Consider the following 17,509-nt stretch of genomic DNA (forward strand, 5'->3'; position numbering starts at 1 on the left):
CCCCACGCAGCACACTGAAGGGCAGTCACTGTGACTGACAAGCTCGACAAGGTCCCGGGCCCGGCGGACACCCCGCCGGCCGGGGCCGTCCCCCCCGAGGCGATCCGTGCCATCCCGGTCCGCCACTACGGGCGCTGGATCAGCGCCATCGTCGTCATCGGCCTGGTCGTGGCGCTCGCCATCGCCTTCTCGCAGGGCAACGTCCGCTGGGCGACCGTGCCGGAGAAGCTGTTCGACTCCACCATCATCCGGGGTCTGTTCAACACGATCTGGATCAGCGTCGCCTCGATGGCCCTGGGCTTGGTGCTCGGTGTCCTCTTCGCAGTGATGCGGCTCTCGAAGAACCCGGTGACCAGCACCATCGCCTGGTTCTACATCTGGTTCTTCCGCGGCACCCCGGTGTACGTGCAGCTCCTCATCTGGTTCAACCTCGCCCTGATCTTCCCGGTCCTGAACCTCGGGTTCTACAAGGACGAGATGACCCAGGTCATGACCCCGTTCCTGGCCGCCCTGCTGGGCCTCGGCCTGAACGAGGGCGCGTACATGGCGGAGATCGTCCGGGCCGGCATCCAGTCGGTCGACGAGGGCCAGACCGAGGCCTCGCACGCGCTCGGCATGACCCAGGCGAAGACCATGCGCCGGATCGTGCTGCCGCAGGCCATGCGGGTGATCGTGCCGCCCACGGGCAACGAGTTCATCAACATGCTCAAGACCTCGTCGCTCGTGGTCGCCGTCCAGTACTTCGACCTGCTGCGCGCGGCCCAGGACATCGCCTCCACCTCGTTCGCGGTGATGGAGATGTTCTTCGTCGCGTCGATCTGGTACCTCGCCCTGACCAGCGTGTTCAGCGTCGGGCAGTACTACCTGGAGCGCCGCTACTCGCGCGGCACGCTGCGATCCCTGCCGCCCACCCCGCTGCAGAAGATCAAGGCGAACCTCTCCCGCTTCTCGAACCGCAAGGCGGTGGCCTGATGTCGACGACTGCCATGGTGAAGGCGGAAGGCGTCCACAAGTCGTACGGCGCGGCGCACATCCTCAAGGGCATCGACCTGGAGGTCGCCCCGCGTGAGGTCTTCTGCCTGGTCGGCCCGTCCGGCTCCGGCAAGTCGACGTTCCTGCGGTGCATCAACCACCTGGAGCAGATCAACGCCGGCCGGCTCTCGGTCGACGGGCGGCTCGTCGGCTACCGCCAGAAGGGCGACAAGCTCTACGAGCTCAAGGACAGCGAGGTCGCGGCGCAGCGCAAGGACATCGGCATGGTGTTCCAGCGCTTCAACCTCTTCCCGCACATGACGGCCATAGAGAACGTCATGGAAGCCCCCGTCATGGTCAAGGGCGAGAGCAAGTCGGTCGCGCGGGCCCGCGCCGTCAAGCTCCTCGACCGGGTCGGCCTCGGCGACAAGGGCGGGAGCTACCCCACCCAGCTCTCCGGCGGCCAGCAGCAGCGCGTGGCCATCGCCCGCGCGCTGGCCATGGAACCCAAGCTGATGCTCTTCGACGAGCCCACCTCGGCGCTCGACCCCGAGCTCGTCGGCGACGTCCTCGACGTCATGCGGGACCTGGCCGAATCCGGCATGACCATGATCGTGGTCACCCACGAGATGGGATTCGCCCGCGAGGTCGGCGACAACCTCGTCTTCATGGACGGCGGCGTCGTCGTCGAATCCGGCCACCCCCGCGAAGTCCTGGGCAACCCCCAGCACGACCGCACCAAGGCCTTCCTCTCGAAGGTCCTGTAACCGCTCCGCTGCTCCGCTGCTCAGCTGTCACCGCTCCACACGCGCCAGGGGCGGTACGGGTCCTCCCGTACCGCCCCTGCCGCATGCCCGGGTCCCTGCTACTTCAGGCCCAGCACCAGTGCGTCCGACGGCGAGCGCCAGACCGTACGGGCCTCCGCGAAGCCGGCGGCGCGCAGCGTGTCCGCGTGCCAGGACTCGGGCGGGGTGTCGCCGTCCGCGTGCTCCCCGTAGATCTCGAAGCGGGCCTTCGTCGGCTCGGCGAGCGCCGGGTCGGCGGCCGCGAGGGCCCACCACTCGCGCCAGTCGAGCACCCCGGCCGCCTTCGCCCGGTCCATGCCTGCGTGGCGGTGGGCGCGCTCGGCGGCGTTGATCCGCGGGGTGGCGGGGTCGGGCATGTGGTCGGCGTTCATGAACACCCCGCCGGTGCGCACCAGGGGCGCGAGCTGCCCGTACAGGACGGTCAGGTCCTCGCTGGGCAGCCAGTGCAGGGCGGTGGCGGTCAGCACGGCGTCGTAGGAGCCGTGGGGGAGGGCCGCGCGCCAGTCGGGGTCCTTGAGGTCGGCGGTCACGAAGGTGACCCGCGGGTCGCCGGCGAAGTGGCCCCGGGCGATCGTCAACAGCGCGGGGTCGAGATCGACGCCCGTACTGGTGGATTCCGGGAACCTCTTGAGGACGCGGTCCGTGATGCTTCCCGTGCCGCAGGCGAGGTCCAGCACCCGGGGGGCGGTGCCCACCAGGGCCTCGAGCATGTCCAGCATCACCCGGAACCGCTCCTCGCGGTCCGGCATGTACCACTCCTGCTGGCGGTCCCAGCTGTCCTGCCAGGCCTGCCAGTCGGCGGGTGCCGTATCAGAGCGTGCCGTATCCACCACGAAATCCTCCACGCGTAATACCCTCGAACATGTCTCAGCCGTTACCCGAGACACTAATCCGCAGCCGTAAGGACTACAAGTGGAACTGGCCCATTACTCGGACTATGCCGTGCGCCTGGTCAACACCGAGGAGCCGGCCCGCAACAAGGACTCGCTGACCTCCGTGGACGCCGTCCGCACCCTGTTCGGCGCCAGCGTGCAGATGGCCCGCCGCGTCACGGACGGCGACGTCACCCGCTTCCGCAACGTCCGCGGCCGGCTGCGCTCGGTCTTCGAAGCCGCCGACACGGGCGACCACGTACTCGCCGTCGACCTGCTGAACTCCCTGCTCATGGAGTTCCCGGTCAGCCCCCAGATCTCGGGGCACGTGGCCATCGACGAGCACGGCGAACAGGGCGAGCACAGCGAGCACGGTGGCCCCGACTGGCACATCCACCTCGCCGACCACCCCTCGAACGCCTCCGCCGGCTACGCCGCGATCGCGTGCTTCGGGCTGGCCTTCCACCTCACCGCGCACGGCCCCGACCGGCTCGGCCTGTGCCAGGCGCCGCCCTGCCGCAACGCCTACCTCGACACCTCCACCAACCGCTCCCGGCGCTACTGCTCCGACCGGTGCGCCACCCGCGCGAACGTGGCCGCCTACCGCGCCCGCAAGCGCCTGGAGGCCGAGACGTCCGTGCGCAGCGGCCGCAGCGCCGAGGAGGCCCAGGAAAGCCACGCCCTCAGCGAGCGCTGATCGTCCGCCGCGTGCTCGGGGCGCGGCCGCGGCCGCCAGCGCGCCACCCCGGTCGCCAGCACGAGCTCGTCGGGCACCGCCCCGTAGTCGGTGCTGTCGCCCGTCTCGTTGTACGGGTTGTCGCCCAGCACCCACCAGCCGCCCGGCCGCCGCTCCGCCGCCCGCTTGACGACCAGCAGGTCCTGCTGGAACGGGTGGCGCAGCACCACCACGTGGCCCGGGCGCACCGGAGCCCCGTAGCGGACCAGCAACTGGTCCCCGTGCTCCAGCGTCGGGGCCATCGAGGGGCCCGTCACCTCCAGGATCCCGATCCGCTTCAACGGCGACGTCCACTCCCGCGTCCGCCGGCGCGAGCGCGCGCTCTCCGCCATCCCTGACCTCCTAGGCCGGCTCTCGTCCCACCCCGCATGCTGCCGCACTCTTCCGTACATTCGCGCACCGCCCCGGGCACGCCCCTGGACTTTTGTCCCAACCACACGGGGGCGCCCGCGAAAAGGCCCTTCGCACGGAGTAATCTCCCCCTTGAGAAGACGATCACGAGGAGGACAAACTCCATGCTTTCCCGCCTGTTCGCCCCCAAGGCGAAGGTCTCCGCCCACTGCGATCTTCCGTGCGGCGTGTACGACCCTGCCCAGGCCCGCATCGAGGCCGAGTCCGTCAAGGCCGTGCAGGAGAAGTACCAGGCCAACGACGACGCCGACTTCCGCGCGCGCGCCATCACCATCAAGGAGCAGCGCGCCGAGCTCGCGAAGCACCACGTCTCCGTGCTGTGGAGCGACTACTTCAAGCCGCCGCACTTCGAGAAGTACCCGCAGCTGCACTCCCTGGTCAACGACACCCTGAAGGCCCTCTCGGCCGCCAAGGCGTCGAACGACCCGGCGACCGGCGCCAAGGCGCTGGAGCTCATCGCCGAGATCGACCGCATCTTCTGGGAGACCAAGGCCGCCTGAGCGCGCCCTGAGCGACCCTGTCCTCCGGGACGATGACGAAGGGGCCCGACCGCGTCAGCGGTCGGGCCCCTTCGTCGTGCGTGCGTGCGTGCGCTCGCGCGCGCGCCGCGCTACGCGTCCTCGTCGTCCTCGTCGTCGTCCAGGCGGGCCAGCCACGTGGCGAGGCGTTCCACCGGGACCTCGAAGTCCGGGTTCATGTCGACGAAGGTGCGCAGCTGCTCGGCGAGCCACTCGAAGGTGACCTCCTCCTCGCCGCGCCGCTTCTCCAGCTCCTCGATGCCGCGATCGGTGAAGTACAAGTCGGGCTCCGTGCGGTGGTCGGGTGTTTCCCGCCAGGATAATCCGCCCGGCCGCGGTGGTCGGACTTGACCGCTTTCCGCCGTTCGCGGAGCTCCTCCCCGGGGCAGGGATGGAGGGTCCGCGGCGGGAGGCAGGCGATGGACCATCCGGAGCCCGGCGAAGGCGTGCTGTGGGCACTCGGCTCGACGGAACCCTCGGCCGAGGGCACCGCGCTGGTGCGCGGCGTACGGCGGTCCCGGCGGTTGGGGCTGCTGCGCGAGCTGCTGCGGGGCGTGGCCGAGGCCGTCCCCGGCGCGCAGGCGGCCGAGCACTGGGCCCTGCTGGAGGAGGCCGAGCGGCGCGACCCCGGCGCGGCCGGCGACGTGGTGCACTATCCGGCCACCGGGGTCTGGGCCGAGGAGACGCTGCGCCGGCTGCGCTCCCCGTACGGGCCGCCGCCCGACACCGGGCACCTCGGGGCGCTCGCCGCCGCCGCGGCGCTGCGGGCCGGCATCGGCTTCAAGGCCACGCTGCGGCCCGCGCACGGACGCCTCGTCCTGCCCACCCTCGGACTGCTGCGCCCGGCCCGCGCCGGCCCGGTCGTCCTCACCGAGGGCTCCTGGGACCCCGCGGACCCGGCCGCGCTGGCCCTGCACGCGCTCCCCGGCGGGCGGGCCGCCCTCGACGACCTCGACCCCTACCGGGCCCCGGGGACCGTGCACCCGGCCCGCCGGCTCACCCCCAAGGGGCACAAGCGCTGGGACATCCAGTGGTCCGGCGCCCTCACGCTGCTCAGGCGCTACGACACCGCCCGCGCGGAGGAGGCCGGACTGCTGCTGCGCTCCGTCGTCCCGCTGTCCGGCAGCTCCCGGGCCGCCGGCGGGACCCTGCCCGAGGCGGCCGGCACCGTACTGGCACGGGCACAGGCCCCGCCCGCGCTGGCCGCGACCCTCGTGCACGAGGTGCAGCACGGGAAGCTGGCGGCCCTGGCGCAGGCGGTCGCCCTGCACACCGCCGACCGCTCCGCGCGCTACTGGGCGCCCTGGCGCGGCGACCCGCGGCCCCTGGAGGGCCTGCTGCGGGGCGCGTACGCCCAGCTGGCACTGGCGGGCTACTGGCAGCGCGCCGCGCTCTACGGGGCCAGGGGGGCGTGGGCCCAGCACGCCCGGATCCGCGCGCAGGTCGCGGCGGTCCTGCCGGTGCTCCTGGCGCGGGCGGAACTCACCCGTGCGGGGCGGGTGTTCGTGGAGGCGATGGCCGCGGCGGAGCGGGCCATGGACGGGGACCCGCCGCCGGGGGGCCAGCACGCGGTGGCCCGCGCGGCGGTGGAGCGGGACCGGGTGGCCTGGTGCGCGGCGCACCCGAACCTGGCCGCGTTCGCGGTCGCCTGACACTTCGTCTCCCGGGGCTCCGCCCCGGACCCCGCGCATCGAACACGGGAGGGGCCCGAGACGGCCGGAAGGCCCGGACCCCCATGGGGTCCGGGCCTTCCGCTCTTCGGGCCGAGCGCGGCGGCTACGCCTCGAAGACCTCGTTCATGAGGAGCTGCTGCTCCGCCTGGTGGCGCTTGGCCGAACCGACCGCCGGCGAGGAGCCGTGCGGGCGGGAGATGCGGCGCAGGCGCTCGCCGGCCGGGATGTCCGCGCCGACCGCCAGGTCGAGGTGGTCGATCAGGTTCAGCGCGATGAACGGCCACGCACCCTGGTTCGCCGGCTCCTCCTGGGCCCAGATGTACTTCGCCGCGTTCGGGAACTTGGCGATCTCCGCCTGGAGTTCCGCGCCCGGCAGCGGGTACAGCCGCTCGATGCGGATAATCGCCGTTTCGCGAGCCGCAGCGTCGGTGGTACCGCGCTTCTCCCGCTCGGCCTCGAGGTCGTAGTAGACCTTGCCCGCGCAGAAGACGACCTTGCGGATCTCGTTCGGGTCACCGGCTCCGGAGGAGACGCGCGTGTCGCCGATGACCGGACGGAAGGAACCGGTCGTGAACTCCTCCGCCTTCGACGCCGCGGCCTTCAGGCGCAGCATCGACTTCGGGGTGAAGACGATGAGCGGCTTGTGGTGCGGGTTGTGGACCTGCCAGCGCAGCAGGTGGAAGTAGTTCGACGGGAGCGTGGGCATGGCCACCGTCATGTTGTCCTGCGCGCACATCTGCAGGAAGCGCTCGGGGCGCGCGGAGGAGTGGTCCGGGCCCTGGCCCTCGTAGCCGTGCGGCAGGAGGAGCGTGACGCCGGACGTCTGGCCCCACTTCTGCTCGGCCGAGGAGATGAACTCGTCGACGACGGTCTGCGCGCCGTTGACGAAGTCGCCGAACTGCGCCTCCCAGAGGACCAGCGCGTCCGGGCGGGCCAGCGAGTAGCCGTACTCGAAGCCCATCGCCGCGTACTCCGAGAGCAGCGAGTCGTAGACGTTGTAGCGGGCCTGGTCGTCCGACAGGTAGAGCAGCGGGGTGTAGTCCTCGCCGGTCTCCCGGTCGATGAGGACCGCGTGGCGCTGGCCGAACGTGCCGCGGCGGGAGTCCTGGCCGGACAGCCGGACCGGGGTGCCCTCCATCAGCAGCGAGCCGAAGGCGAGGGTCTCGCCCATGCCCCAGTCGATGGTGCCGTCGTCGATCATCGCGGCGCGGCGCTGCAGCTGCGGCAGCAGGCGCGGGTGGACGGTGACCGTGTCGGGGATGTTGACCTGGGCCTCGGCGATGCGCTTGACGACCTCCTGGGAGATCGCCGTGTTCATCGCCACCGGGAAGTCGGCCTGCGGGGCCGGGATCGGCGGGATGGCCGCGGGCTGCGTGGCGGCCTCGCGGACCTCCGCGAAGACCTTCTCCAGCTGGCCCTGGAAGTCCTGGAGCGCCTGCTCGGCCTCTTCCAGGGTGATGTCGCCGCGACCGATGAGGGACTCGGTGTACAGCTTGCGCACCGAGCGCTTCTTGTCGATCAGGTCGTACATCAGCGGCTGCGTGAACGCCGGGTTGTCGGACTCGTTGTGCCCGCGGCGGCGGTAGCAGATGAGGTCGATGACCACGTCCTTGTTGAACGCCTGACGGAACTCGAAGGCGAGCCGCGCGATGCGGACCACGGCCTCCGGGTCGTCGCCGTTCACGTGGAAGATCGGCGCCTCGATCATGCGGGCCACGTCGGTCGCGTACATCGAGGAACGCGAGGACTCCGGGGCGGCGGTGAAGCCGACCTGGTTGTTGATGACCACGTGCACGGTGCCGCCGGTGCGGTAGCCGCGCAGCTGCGACATGTTCAGCGTCTCGGCGACCACACCCTGGCCCGCGAAGGCCGCGTCGCCGTGCAGGGCGACGGGCAGGACCGTGAAGTCCGTGCCGCCCTTGTTGATGATGTCCTGCTTGGCGCGGACGACGCCCTCCAGGACCGGGTCCACCGCCTCCAGGTGCGAGGGGTTCGCGACGAGCGAGACCTTGATCTGCTCCCCGTCCAGGCCCGTGAAGGTGCCGTTGGCGCCCAGGTGGTACTTGACGTCGCCGGAGCCGTGCATGGACTTCGGGTCGAGGTTGCCCTCGAACTCGCGGAAGATCTGCGCGTACGACTTGCCGACGATGTTGGCGAGCACGTTCAGCCGGCCGCGGTGGGCCATGCCGATCGCGACCTCTTCGAGGCGGGCCTCGGCGGCCGAGTCGATGACGGCGTCGAGCAGCGGGATGACGGACTCGCCGCCCTCCAGCGAGAAGCGCTTCTGGCCGACGTACTTCGTCTGCAGGAAGGTCTCGAAGGCCTCCGCGGCGTTCAGCCGGCGCAGGATCCGCAGCTGCTCCTCGCGCTCCGGCTTGGAGTGCGGGCGCTCGATGCGGTCCTGGATCCAGCGGCGCTGCTTCGGGTCCTGGATGTGCATGAACTCGACGCCGGTGGTGCGGCAGTACGAGTCGCGCAGCACGCCGAGGATGTCGCGGAGCTTCATCATCGACTTGCCGGAGAAGCCGCCGACCGCGAACTCGCGCTCCAGGTCCCACAGGGTGAGGCCGTGCTCGGTGATGTCGAGGTCGGGGTGCTTGCGCTGCTTGTACTCCAGCGGGTCGGTGTCGGCCATGACGTGGCCGCGGACCCGGTAGGAGTGGATCAGCTCGAAGACGCGGGCGGCCTTCGTGACGTCGTCGTCGTGCGAGGCGTCGATGTCCCGGAGCCAGCGGACCGGCTCGTACGGGATGCGCAGCGCCTCGAAGACGTCGTCGTAGAAGCCGCTCTCGCCGAGCAGCATGTTCGCCACGACGCGCAGGAACTCGCCGGAGGCCGCGCCCTGGATGGTCCGGTGGTCGTACGTCGAGGTCAGGGTCATGACCTTGGAGATGCCCAGCTTGTTCAGGGTGTCCTGCGAGGTGCCCTGGAACTCCGCGGGGTAGTCCATCGAGCCGACGCCCATGATGACCGACTGTCCGGGCATCAGGCGGGGCACGGAGTGGACGGTGCCCAGGCCGCCGGGGTTGGTGAGGGAGACCGTCACCCCGGTGAAGTCGTCCATCGTCAGCTTGCCGACGCGGGCGCGGCGGACGATGTCCTCGTACGCCTGCCAGAACTCGAAGAAGTTGAGGGTCTCGGCCTTCTTGATGCCGGCGACGACGAGCTGGCGGTCGCCGTTGGGCTTCACCAGGTCGATCGCGAGACCGAAGTTGATGTGCTCCGGCTTGACCAGGGTCGGCTTGCCGTCCTTCTCCGCGAAGGAGTAGTTCATCGACGGCATGGCCTTGATGGCCTGCACCATCGCGTAGCCGATGAGGTGGGTGAACGAGATCTTCCCACCGCGGGCGCGCTTGAGGTGGTTGTTGATGACGATGCGGTTGTCGAACAGCAGCTTCACCGGGACGGCGCGGACGGACGTGGCCGTCGGCACTTCCAGCGAGGCGTTCATGTTCTTGACCACGGCAGCCGCCGGGCCGCGGAGCGTCACCAGTTCGGGGCCCGTGGGGGCCCCAGTGGTGGGCGCGGCGGCGGGAGCCGGAGCAGGAGTGGCAGGAGTGGCAGGAGTGGCAGGAGCGGCCGGTGCGGCGGCCGGGGCCTGGGAGGTGACAGTCACAGCAGGGGCACCAGAGGGGGTGGCAGGTACAGGGGCAGGAGCTGGCACAGGTGTCGTGGTCGCGGCGGCGGCGTCGGAAGCCTGCGGAGTCGCGGCGGTGACGGAGGCGGCGGCCTGTGCGGAGGCGCCGTCCGTCGTCGTCGCGGCGGGGGGAGGAGTCGGCTTCTCCGTGGGATCGTCCGCCTTCACCGGAGCGACAGCGCCCCCCGGCTTGTAGTCGGCGAAAAAGTCCCACCAGGCCCGGTCGACCGAGTTCGGGTCCTGGAGGTACTGCTGATAAATCTCGTCGACGAGCCACTCATTGGCACCGAAGCCTGGGGCGGGGTTCTTCCCGCTCCCTCCTGCTTCGGTCGTGGTGCTCGAGTTACTGGGGGACTGTGGCGACACGGCGGCAACCGCCCTCTTCCGCTTCACAAGGTATGGACAGCGGGAATAAAGGCTACGCCTCCCAGACCGTGAGATGCAGACCGGGCGGGACTTCCGTCGCGTACGTCACATCGAACGGCGGGTTTCACCACCTGGAATGGCGGGAAACAAGCCCGGTTCGGGCAGGAGGCACCGCGGTTGCGGCCCCCTTGGCTTCGCACCCCTGACGGACCCCGGCGCGTGTGGCCGAGATCATGTCCTTCCCACTCGAACCCTACGTCAACCCGGCGCCTGCGAGCTGCCCGGAAGCGTGACGAGGATGCGGCACCCCCGTGCCGATTCGGCCACCCCGATGTGCCCGCCGTGCAGCCCGACCGCCCATCTGGCGATGGCCAGGCCCAGACCGGTCCCGCCGTCGCCGCCCCTCGCGCTGCCCCGGTTGAACCGCTCGAAGACCCGGTGGCGCTCCTCCTCGGGGATCCCGGGCCCTTCGTCCCGCACCTCCAGCGCCAGGCTCCCGGGCGCGTCGCCCGTCCGCGCCCGGACGGTGACCCGGCCGTGCGGCGGACTGTGCTTGACCGCGTTGTCGATCAGGTTCGCCACGACCTGGTGCAGCCGCTCGGCGTCCGCGTACGCCGTCAGCTCCGGCGGGAACACGTCCAGGTGGAGGTGGACGTCGTTGCGGGTGTGCCCGCCCGAGCCCGAGGACAGCCCCGGCCGGCCGGAAGCCGCCAGACCCGACTCCTTCAGCACCCCCGACAGGTACGGCCACACCTCGAAGCGGCGGGCCCGCAGCGGCACCACACCGTTGTCGACGCGGGACAGGTCCAGCAGGGTCTCCACCAGCCGCCCGAGCCGCTCGGTCTGCTTCAGCGCCGTCCGCATGGTCTCCGGATCGGCGGCCGAGACCCCGTCCACCACGTTCTCCAGCACCGCGCGCAGGGCCGCGATCGGGGTGCGCAGCTCGTGCGAGACGTTCGCGACGAGCTCCTTGCGGTGCCGGTCCACCGCCTCCAGGTCGTCCGCCATCAGATTGATGGTGGAGGCCAGGTCGCCCAGCTCGTCGCGGCGGCCCGCCCCGCGCACCCGGCGCGTGTAGTCCCCGTGCGATATCGCCCGTGCCACCGTCGTCATGTCGTCCAGCGGCGCGGTCAGGCCGTGCGCGACGAACTGCGTGATGAGCATCGAGGCGATCACCGAGAACACCGTGATGAAGCGCACCTCGGTGCTCGTGCGCACCGCCACCATCAGCAGGCCCGTGGTGATGAAGACCGACACGACGACGAGCGTGCCCAGCTTGGTCTTGATCGAGAACGGCGAGAAGGGCCGCAGCCCCCCGGGAGGCCGCTGCCCCGGCGGCCGGTGCCCGCTCACGGCTGCGCCGGGGTCTCCAGGGCGTACCCGACGCCGTGGACCGTACGGATCCGCTCGGCGCCGATCTTCCGGCGCAGGGCCTTGATGTGGCTGTCGACCGTACGGGTCCCGGACGCGTCGGCCCAGTCCCACACCTCGGCGAGGAGCTGCTCCCGCGAGAGCACCGCCCGGGGCGTCCCGGCCAGGCACACCAGCAGGTCGAACTCGGTCGGCGTCAGGTGCACGTCCTCGGTGTGCACCCGCACCCGCCGCTGCGCGTGGTCGATCTCCAGATCGCCCAGGCGCAGCGTGGCCCCGCGCGGGGCGTGCGCGGCCACGTTGGCCCGCTCCACCCGGCGCAGGAGCACGTGGACCCGCGCGGCCAGCTCGCGCATCGAGAAGGGCTTCGTCATGTAGTCGTCGGCGCCGACCCCGAGGCCGACGAGCATGTCGGTCTCGTCGTCCCGGGCGGTGAGCATCAGCACCGGGACGGGCCGCTGGGCCTGGACCCGGCGGCACACCTCCAGGCCGTCGAAGCCGGGCAGCATGACGTCCAGGACCAGCAGCTCCGGCAGCCAGCTCTCGGCCGCCGTCACCGCGGCCGGGCCGTCGGCGGCCGTCTGCACCTGGAAGCCCTCGGCGCGCAGCCGGGCCGCGATCGCCTCGGCGATGGTGTGGTCGTCCTCGACGACGAGCACCCGGCGCTGCGCGCCGGGGGTGGCCGCGGCGCCGTTGTGGGTGGTGGTGTGCGTCTGTTCCATGTCCCGCCCCTGAAGATCCCGCGTGGTAGGGGTGCAGCGTAGAGGAGCGGCTGGCCTCCGGCTATGACGGGTTCGCCGGGCGGGATCCCGCCCGACGCCGGCGGGGCCGGATTGTGATGCCGTGCCGTGCCACTGCGGCGAGGTGCGGCGCCGCCGCCGGGGGCTCCGCCCCGGGGGCCTCGGGCGCAACCCGGGCTCGCCGGGTCGGGGCGGAGCCCTGGGAACGGGGGAACCGGGGGTCCCCCCGGACGGAGTCCACCCGGCACGGCCCGCAAGGCAGTGCACCGGGCAACTTCCCGCCCGGACGTGCCGGCCCCAGGGGCAGGGGGCCCGTACGGTGCTGGTGCCTGTACGGGCGCCGCGCACGGGCCGGGTTCGGCCTCGGCCTCCTGCACGGCCTCGCCTTCCTGCTGCCGCTGCTCGTCTGGACCGGTGAGGGCGTCGGCCCGGTCCCGTGGCTGGCCCTCGTCACCCTCGAATCCCTCCTCCTCGGCCTGACCACCCTCGGCATCGCCCTCGTCACCCGGCTCCCCGCCTGGCCGCTGTGGGGCGCCGCCGTCTGGATCGCCGGCGAGGCCCTGCGCGCCCGGGCCCCCTTCGGCGGCTTCTCCTGGGGCAAGCTCGCCTACGGACAGCCCGACGGGGTCTTCCTGCCGCTCGTGGCGTTCGGCGGCACCCCGCTGCTCTCCTTCGCCGTGGCCCTGTGCGGATTCGGCCTCTACGAGGTGGTGCGCGTCGGCGCCGACACCCGCCGGGCCACCGCCGCGCTGCTCGCCGCCACCGCCGTGGCCGCCCCGCTCGCCGGCGCCCTCGCGGCCCGGCCCCTGGTCTCCGACACGGCAGAGGACGGCACCGTGATCGCCGCCGTCATCCAGGGCAACGTCCCGCGCGCCGGCTTCGACTTCAACGCCCAGCGCCGCCAGGTCCTCGACAACCACGCCAACCGCACCATCCAGCTCGCCGAGGACGTCAAGGCCGGCCGGGTGCCCAAGCCGGACTTCGTCGTCTGGCCGGAGAACTCCTCCGACATCGACCCGTACGCCGAGGCCGACGCCTACGCCGTCATCGACAACGCGGTCAAGGCCATCGGGGTGCCCGTCGCCATCGGCTCCGTACTGGCCCCCGAGACCGGACCGCTGCGCAACACGATGATCCTGTGGGACCCGGTCAAGGGCCCCACCGACACCTACGACAAGCGCAAGATCCAGCCCTTCGGCGAGCGCATCCCGATGCGGTCCTTCGTCCGCCTCTTCAGCTCCGACGTCGACCGGGTGCGCCGCGACTTCGGCCCCGGCGAGGAGCCCGGCGTCTTCGACATGGCGGGCAGCGGAGTCGGCATGGTCACCTGCTACGAAGCCGCCTTCGACGACGCCGTCCGCTCCACCGTCCAGGCCGGCGCCCAGGTCATCGCGGTGCCCAGCAACAACGCCACCTTCGGCCGCACCGAGATGACCTACCAGCAGCTGGCCATGGACCGGGTCCGCGCCGTCGAGCACAGCCGCACCGTCCTGGTCCCCGTCACCAGCGGGGTCAGCGCCGTCATCCGCCCCGACGGTGCGATCGTGCAGCAGACGAAGATGTTCACCGCCGACGCCCTGGTCGCGGAGATCCCGCTGCGCTCCACCGAGACCCCCGCCACCCGCTACGGCCCGCTCGCCGAGTACGTCCTGCTGGCCGTCGCCGCGGCCGGCCTCGGCTGGTCGTTCGCCCGCCGCTTCGCGAAGGACTCGTAAGGTCGGGGGATGACCACACCCGACTTCATCCGCACCCTGCGCGCCACCGCCGGGCACCAGCTGCTCCTGCTGCCCGGGGTGACCGCCATCGTCGTCGACGACCTGGGGCGGGTGCTGCTCGGGCGGCGCGCCGACACCGGGCGCTGGTCGGTGATCGGCGGGATCGCCGAGCCGGGGGAGCAGCCCGCCGACACGGCGGTGCGCGAGGTGTACGAGGAGACGGCGGTGCGGTGCGTACCGGAGCGGGTGGTGCTGGTGGAGATGCTCCCGCCGATGACGTACCCCAACGGCGACGTCTGCCAGTTCCAGGACATCACCTTCCGCTGCCGGGCCACGGGCGGGCGGGCGCGCGTCAACGACAACGAGTCGCTGGAGGTGGCCTGGTTCGAGCCGGACGCGCTGCCGGAGCCGCTGGAGTCCTTCGCCGTCGACCGGATCCGCCGGGCCCTGCGGGACGAGCCGACCTGGTTCGAGGCCCCCGCCACGTCCGCCACGGCCGCCGCGTCCGCGACTCCCGGCACGCAGAGCACGCAGAGCACGCAGAGCACGCGGGGCGCGTAGGGCGTACGGCGCCTCAGCCGTTGTCGGCCGCCTCCCGGTAGAGCTCCACCGCCTGGTCGCCCATGACCGCGCTGTACGAGACCTCCGGGACGGTCCCGCCGCCCTCGTGGCCGCCGAGGACCCCCGCGAGGGCGCCGTCGACGAGCCAGGGACTGCCGCTGGTGCCGCCGCTGAGCTCGGGGCAGTCGATGCGGCGCTGGGTCGCGGAGAGCAGCGTCGTGCCGTTGGCGCAGTACAGCGGGGACTCGTCCGAACTCGGATAGCCCACGATCGAGACCGTGGCGTCGGCGGGCTGCTCCGCCGCCACCGGGAAGCCGCCGACCACGTCCTCGACCTGCCGGCCGTCCAGCGGGGCCAGCGTGGCGAAGGCGATGTCGTGGTCCGGGTTCCGGCCGTCCGTCCAGTCCGGCGCCACGTACATGTCCGTCAACTTCCACAGGCCGTACGGTGCCTCGCCGTCCCGGTAGCCGGGGGCGAAGTAGGTGTCGTCCAGGGCCCCCAGACAGTGCGCCGCGGTGGCGATCACGTCGCGGTCCTCGCTGCGCACCACGGAGGCCGTGCAGAAGTGCCCACCGCCGAGGCCGCCCGCGAAGAGCGCGCCGACGCGCTGGGCCGTCGCGTCGGCCGCGGCCGTCGCGGTGACGCCGAGCGGCGGCTTCGCGAGCGCGTCGGGCACGTCGACGCTGAGCAGCGCGGTCATCGCGGCCAGGGCGAGCAGGATCCGGGACGCGCGCCGGCCACGGGCGCGGGGGCGGCGGTCCGGTCGGTGGGGAAGGCGCTGGATCATGCCCAGAGCCTCGTCGGCGAACCTGTGGCCGGAGTCGGGTAATTCATGTGAATCGGCTGTGAAGTCGCCGCCGGGGGTCCCTCGGGGGTCCGCCGTGGAGCGCGAAATCCCCTTGGTGTCAGAGCCGGACCGCACGGAGAATCACGGCCCATGGGAACAGACATACATGGATTCGTGGAGTGCGTGGTCGAGGACGACGAGCCGTGGGTGGCGGCCGTCGACATCGAGCTGCTCCACCACGGGCGGTCGTACGACGCCTTCGGCTGCCTCTTCGGCATGCGCAACTTCGCCGGCTTCCGGCCGCTCGCCGAGGACAGGGGGCTGCCGAAGGACGTCTCGGACGTGGTGCGCGCGCAGTTCGCGGACTGGGGCGTCGACGGGCACAGCCCCACCTGGATCAGCTGGGCCGAGCTCAAGCGGGTCGACTGGTCGGAGCCGGCGGAGCGGGTCGACGCCCGCATCCACGAGTACCGCCGCACCGACGAAGGCTGGGTGATGACCGGCAAGACGGGCTGGGACCCGCGGATCGCCGAGGTGGCGGGCCTGTCCACCGTCCGCGACCCCGGCAGGCTGTTCCGGTACGAGGCGCACGACTTGCCGGAGGGCACCGAATGGCCTGACGGCGATGACCGCCTCTACCGGATCGGGCGGATCACCCGGCGCGACGCCGTCGCACCCGACGGGGAATGGAAGCCGCTCTGGACGGTGATGGAAACCCTCGCCGGGCTGTACGGCGACGAACGGGTCCGGCTCACCGTGTGGTTCGACAACTGAGGCCCCTGCCCGCGCCCGCGGGCCGTCCTCGGTGTCCCGCGCCCGCGCCCGCGCCCGGCGGGATCAGGGGCGGCGTTCGTACACCGTCACCCGGCGGCCCCTGAGCTGCACGTCCTCGACCACGGTGAAGTCCGCCGCCAGGACGGCGGCCTTCATCCTGTCCGCCGCGGAGCCCGGGGGCCTCGCCGCCTTCGCCGCGTCCGTCACCAGCAGTATCCGGCGCCGCCCGCCCAGCGCCGCCCGGATCCGGTCAGGGCCGGCCTCCTCGCCCTTGAGGGTGCCCGATTCCACCGGGCCGCGCGCCAGCGCGACGTCCGTCAGCCCCGCGAACGCCCCGGGCGAGACCAGCGCGGTGTCCCGCCGGGCCGCCGGGACGAAGAGCACCCCGTCGCCGTCCCGCTTCAGCCGGGACACCTCCCCGGCCGCCGCCCGTACGTCGTCCACCCGGCTGGCCGGGGACCGGTCGGCCAGCGCCACCGGCAGCATCGCCAGCGCCGCGACCCCGACCACGGCCGGTACGAGCGCGGCCGACGCCTTCGGACACCGCGGCGCGAGGGCCCGTACGGCCGCACCGAGCCCCGCGCCGATCAGCAGGGCCAGGCCCAGCATGGCGAACAGCACGTACCGGTCCAGGAACAGCGGCTGGACCAGCGAGGCGGCGGCCAGCCCCAGCAGCGGCACGGCCAGCAGCGGCAGCCCGACCGATGCCGCCGACAGCCGCCGGCGCCGGCCGGTGCGCGGCCCGTTCCACCGGTCCGCCCACGCCCCCAGCGCGCCGACCGCCAGCAGGACCGCCGGGCCGATCAGCATGTGCCAGGTCAGCGGCGGAATCCACGAGACCTGCCCGGACTGGGTCCGGCTGAACAGGATCAGCGGCAGTGCCCCCGCCACGGCCGCCGCCGAGGCGGCCAGCCAGCGCGCCGGGACGCCGCGCCCGGCCCGCACCCACCACAGGGTCACCGCGTGCGCGGGAAGGATCAGCAGCGAGAACCAGTTCAGCAGCGCGCAGACCAGCACGACGCCCCCGTACGCCGTCCAGCGCGGCCAGCTCCGCCGCCCGGCCCCGGCCCCGGCGCCGGGTGCGGGTGCGAGCAGCGAGACCAGCAGCAGGGTCGAGACCCCGGCGCCGCCCGCGACCAGCGCGTACGGGCGGCCCTCCTGGAGCTGGAACTGCACGGCGGGCAGCAGCCCGAGGGCCAGCCCGCCGGCCGCTCCCGCCCACGGGCCGGCCAGCCGGCGCCCGATCAGCGCCACGCACGCTGCGGCCACCGCCACCGCCAGCACGGAGGGGAGGCGCAGGGTCGTCGTACTCGCCCCGAAGGCCTCGAAGAGGAAGTGCATCAGCAGGTAGTACAGGCCGTGGACGGCGTCCACGGTGCCGAGCATGTGCCAGATCTCGCCGGGGGAGCGCGCCGCCACCTGCCAGGTCGCCGCCTCGTCCCGCCACACGCTGTCCTGCCGGGAGAGCCCCCACAGTCCGAGCGCCAGCGTCCAGAAGACCGGAACCAGCCACGCCAGGTACGGGCGCGGGGCGGTGGATATGTGGGATGTCATGAAGGCGTAGGGGTCC

Annotated in this window: 16 protein-coding genes; 8 read left to right on the plus strand and 8 right to left on the minus strand. The window is 72.3% G+C overall.

Annotated features, from left to right (window positions below; all coding sequences use genetic code 11):
- The first annotated feature begins 102 nt into the window (after positions 1-102).
- Together DRB89_RS22535 and DRB89_RS22540 are read left to right on the plus strand one after the other, a co-directional pair.
- Positions 103-972: an amino acid ABC transporter permease gene (locus tag DRB89_RS22535; RefSeq protein WP_239516833.1), complete on the plus strand. Its 870-nt coding sequence runs from the start codon at positions 103-105 to the stop codon at positions 970-972.
- Entirely contained in the window at positions 972-1,739 is a 768-nt protein-coding gene (locus tag DRB89_RS22540) for an amino acid ABC transporter ATP-binding protein (RefSeq protein ID WP_112449814.1), read from the plus strand. The genes DRB89_RS22535 and DRB89_RS22540 overlap by 1 nt, the downstream gene beginning before the upstream one ends.
- Positions 1,740-1,837: 98 nt before the next feature.
- Here DRB89_RS22540 and DRB89_RS22545 read toward each other — a convergent pair whose 3' ends face one another.
- Entirely contained in the window at positions 1,838-2,527 is a 690-nt protein-coding gene (locus DRB89_RS22545) for a class I SAM-dependent methyltransferase (protein WP_112449815.1), read from the minus strand.
- Between the two features lie 163 nt (positions 2,528-2,690).
- On the opposite strand from DRB89_RS22545, the gene DRB89_RS22550 reads away from it, so the two are divergent.
- On the plus strand, positions 2,691-3,347 hold the full coding sequence (locus DRB89_RS22550; RefSeq protein WP_112449816.1) for a CGNR zinc finger domain-containing protein: 657 nt from the start codon (positions 2,691-2,693) through the stop codon (positions 3,345-3,347).
- Here the strand turns inward: DRB89_RS22550 and sodX are convergent.
- The gene (gene sodX, locus DRB89_RS22555; protein WP_112449817.1) at positions 3,251-3,718 is read right to left on the minus strand and encodes a nickel-type superoxide dismutase maturation protease; all 468 of its coding nucleotides are present in this window, start codon (positions 3,716-3,718) and stop codon (positions 3,251-3,253) included. The two genes, DRB89_RS22550 and sodX, sit on opposite strands and share 97 nt — an antisense overlap.
- Positions 3,719-3,901: 183 nt before the next feature.
- Here sodX and sodN point away from each other — a divergent pair, with 183 nt between their 5' ends.
- The gene (gene sodN / locus DRB89_RS22560) at positions 3,902-4,297 is read left to right on the plus strand and encodes a superoxide dismutase, Ni (protein ID WP_112449818.1); all 396 of its coding nucleotides are present in this window, start codon (positions 3,902-3,904) and stop codon (positions 4,295-4,297) included.
- A gap of 110 nt (positions 4,298-4,407) precedes the next feature.
- Here sodN and DRB89_RS22565 read toward each other — a convergent pair whose 3' ends face one another.
- Positions 4,408-4,596, minus strand: coding sequence for a DUF6104 family protein (locus DRB89_RS22565; protein WP_112449819.1), 189 nt, complete (start codon positions 4,594-4,596; stop codon positions 4,408-4,410).
- Positions 4,597-4,734: 138 nt separating this feature from the next.
- On the opposite strand from DRB89_RS22565, the gene DRB89_RS22570 reads away from it, so the two are divergent.
- Positions 4,735-5,967, plus strand: a complete 1,233-nt coding sequence (locus DRB89_RS22570) for an HEXXH motif-containing putative peptide modification protein (protein WP_112449820.1) — start codon at positions 4,735-4,737, stop codon at positions 5,965-5,967.
- A 124-nt stretch (positions 5,968-6,091) separates the two neighbouring features.
- Here the strand turns inward: DRB89_RS22570 and DRB89_RS22575 are convergent, their stop codons facing one another.
- From DRB89_RS22575 to DRB89_RS22585, 3 genes are all read right to left on the minus strand, one after another.
- Positions 6,092-9,991, minus strand: a complete 3,900-nt coding sequence (locus DRB89_RS22575) for a multifunctional oxoglutarate decarboxylase/oxoglutarate dehydrogenase thiamine pyrophosphate-binding subunit/dihydrolipoyllysine-residue succinyltransferase subunit (RefSeq protein WP_112449821.1) — start codon at positions 9,989-9,991, stop codon at positions 6,092-6,094.
- A gap of 258 nt (positions 9,992-10,249) precedes the next feature.
- On the minus strand, positions 10,250-11,344 hold the full coding sequence (locus DRB89_RS22580; protein ID WP_239516285.1) for a HAMP domain-containing sensor histidine kinase: 1,095 nt from the start codon (positions 11,342-11,344) through the stop codon (positions 10,250-10,252).
- The gene (locus tag DRB89_RS22585) at positions 11,341-12,084 is read right to left on the minus strand and encodes a response regulator transcription factor (protein WP_112449822.1); all 744 of its coding nucleotides are present in this window, start codon (positions 12,082-12,084) and stop codon (positions 11,341-11,343) included. Before DRB89_RS22585 ends, DRB89_RS22580 begins: the two co-directional genes overlap by 4 nt.
- 116 nt (positions 12,085-12,200) lie before the next feature.
- Here DRB89_RS22585 and lnt point away from each other — a divergent pair, with 116 nt between their 5' ends.
- Both lnt and DRB89_RS22595 read left to right on the plus strand, forming a co-directional pair.
- Complete coding sequence (gene lnt / locus DRB89_RS22590; protein ID WP_239516286.1) at positions 12,201-13,817, plus strand: apolipoprotein N-acyltransferase; 1,617 nt, start codon at positions 12,201-12,203, stop codon at positions 13,815-13,817.
- Positions 13,818-13,826: 9 nt separating this feature from the next.
- Positions 13,827-14,378, plus strand: coding sequence for an NUDIX domain-containing protein (locus tag DRB89_RS22595; protein ID WP_112449790.1), 552 nt, complete (start codon positions 13,827-13,829; stop codon positions 14,376-14,378).
- 13 nt (positions 14,379-14,391) lie between these two features.
- On the opposite strand, the gene DRB89_RS22600 is transcribed toward DRB89_RS22595, so the two are convergent.
- Entirely contained in the window at positions 14,392-15,165 is a 774-nt protein-coding gene (locus DRB89_RS22600) for a trypsin-like serine protease (RefSeq protein ID WP_112449791.1), read from the minus strand.
- A 150-nt stretch (positions 15,166-15,315) separates the two neighbouring features.
- Between DRB89_RS22600 and DRB89_RS22605 the strand changes: the two genes are divergently transcribed.
- Entirely contained in the window at positions 15,316-15,939 is a 624-nt protein-coding gene (locus tag DRB89_RS22605) for a hypothetical protein (protein ID WP_112449792.1), read from the plus strand.
- A gap of 63 nt (positions 15,940-16,002) precedes the next feature.
- Here DRB89_RS22605 and DRB89_RS22610 read toward each other — a convergent pair whose 3' ends face one another.
- Positions 16,003-17,493: a glycosyltransferase family 39 protein gene (locus tag DRB89_RS22610; RefSeq protein WP_112453594.1), complete on the minus strand. Its 1,491-nt coding sequence runs from the start codon at positions 17,491-17,493 to the stop codon at positions 16,003-16,005.
- Between the last annotated feature and the right edge of the window lie 16 nt (positions 17,494-17,509).

Origin of the sequence: Streptomyces sp. ICC4 (genome assembly GCF_003287915.1) — a bacterium.
Classification (GTDB): domain Bacteria; phylum Actinomycetota; class Actinomycetes; order Streptomycetales; family Streptomycetaceae; genus Streptomyces; species Streptomyces tritrimontium.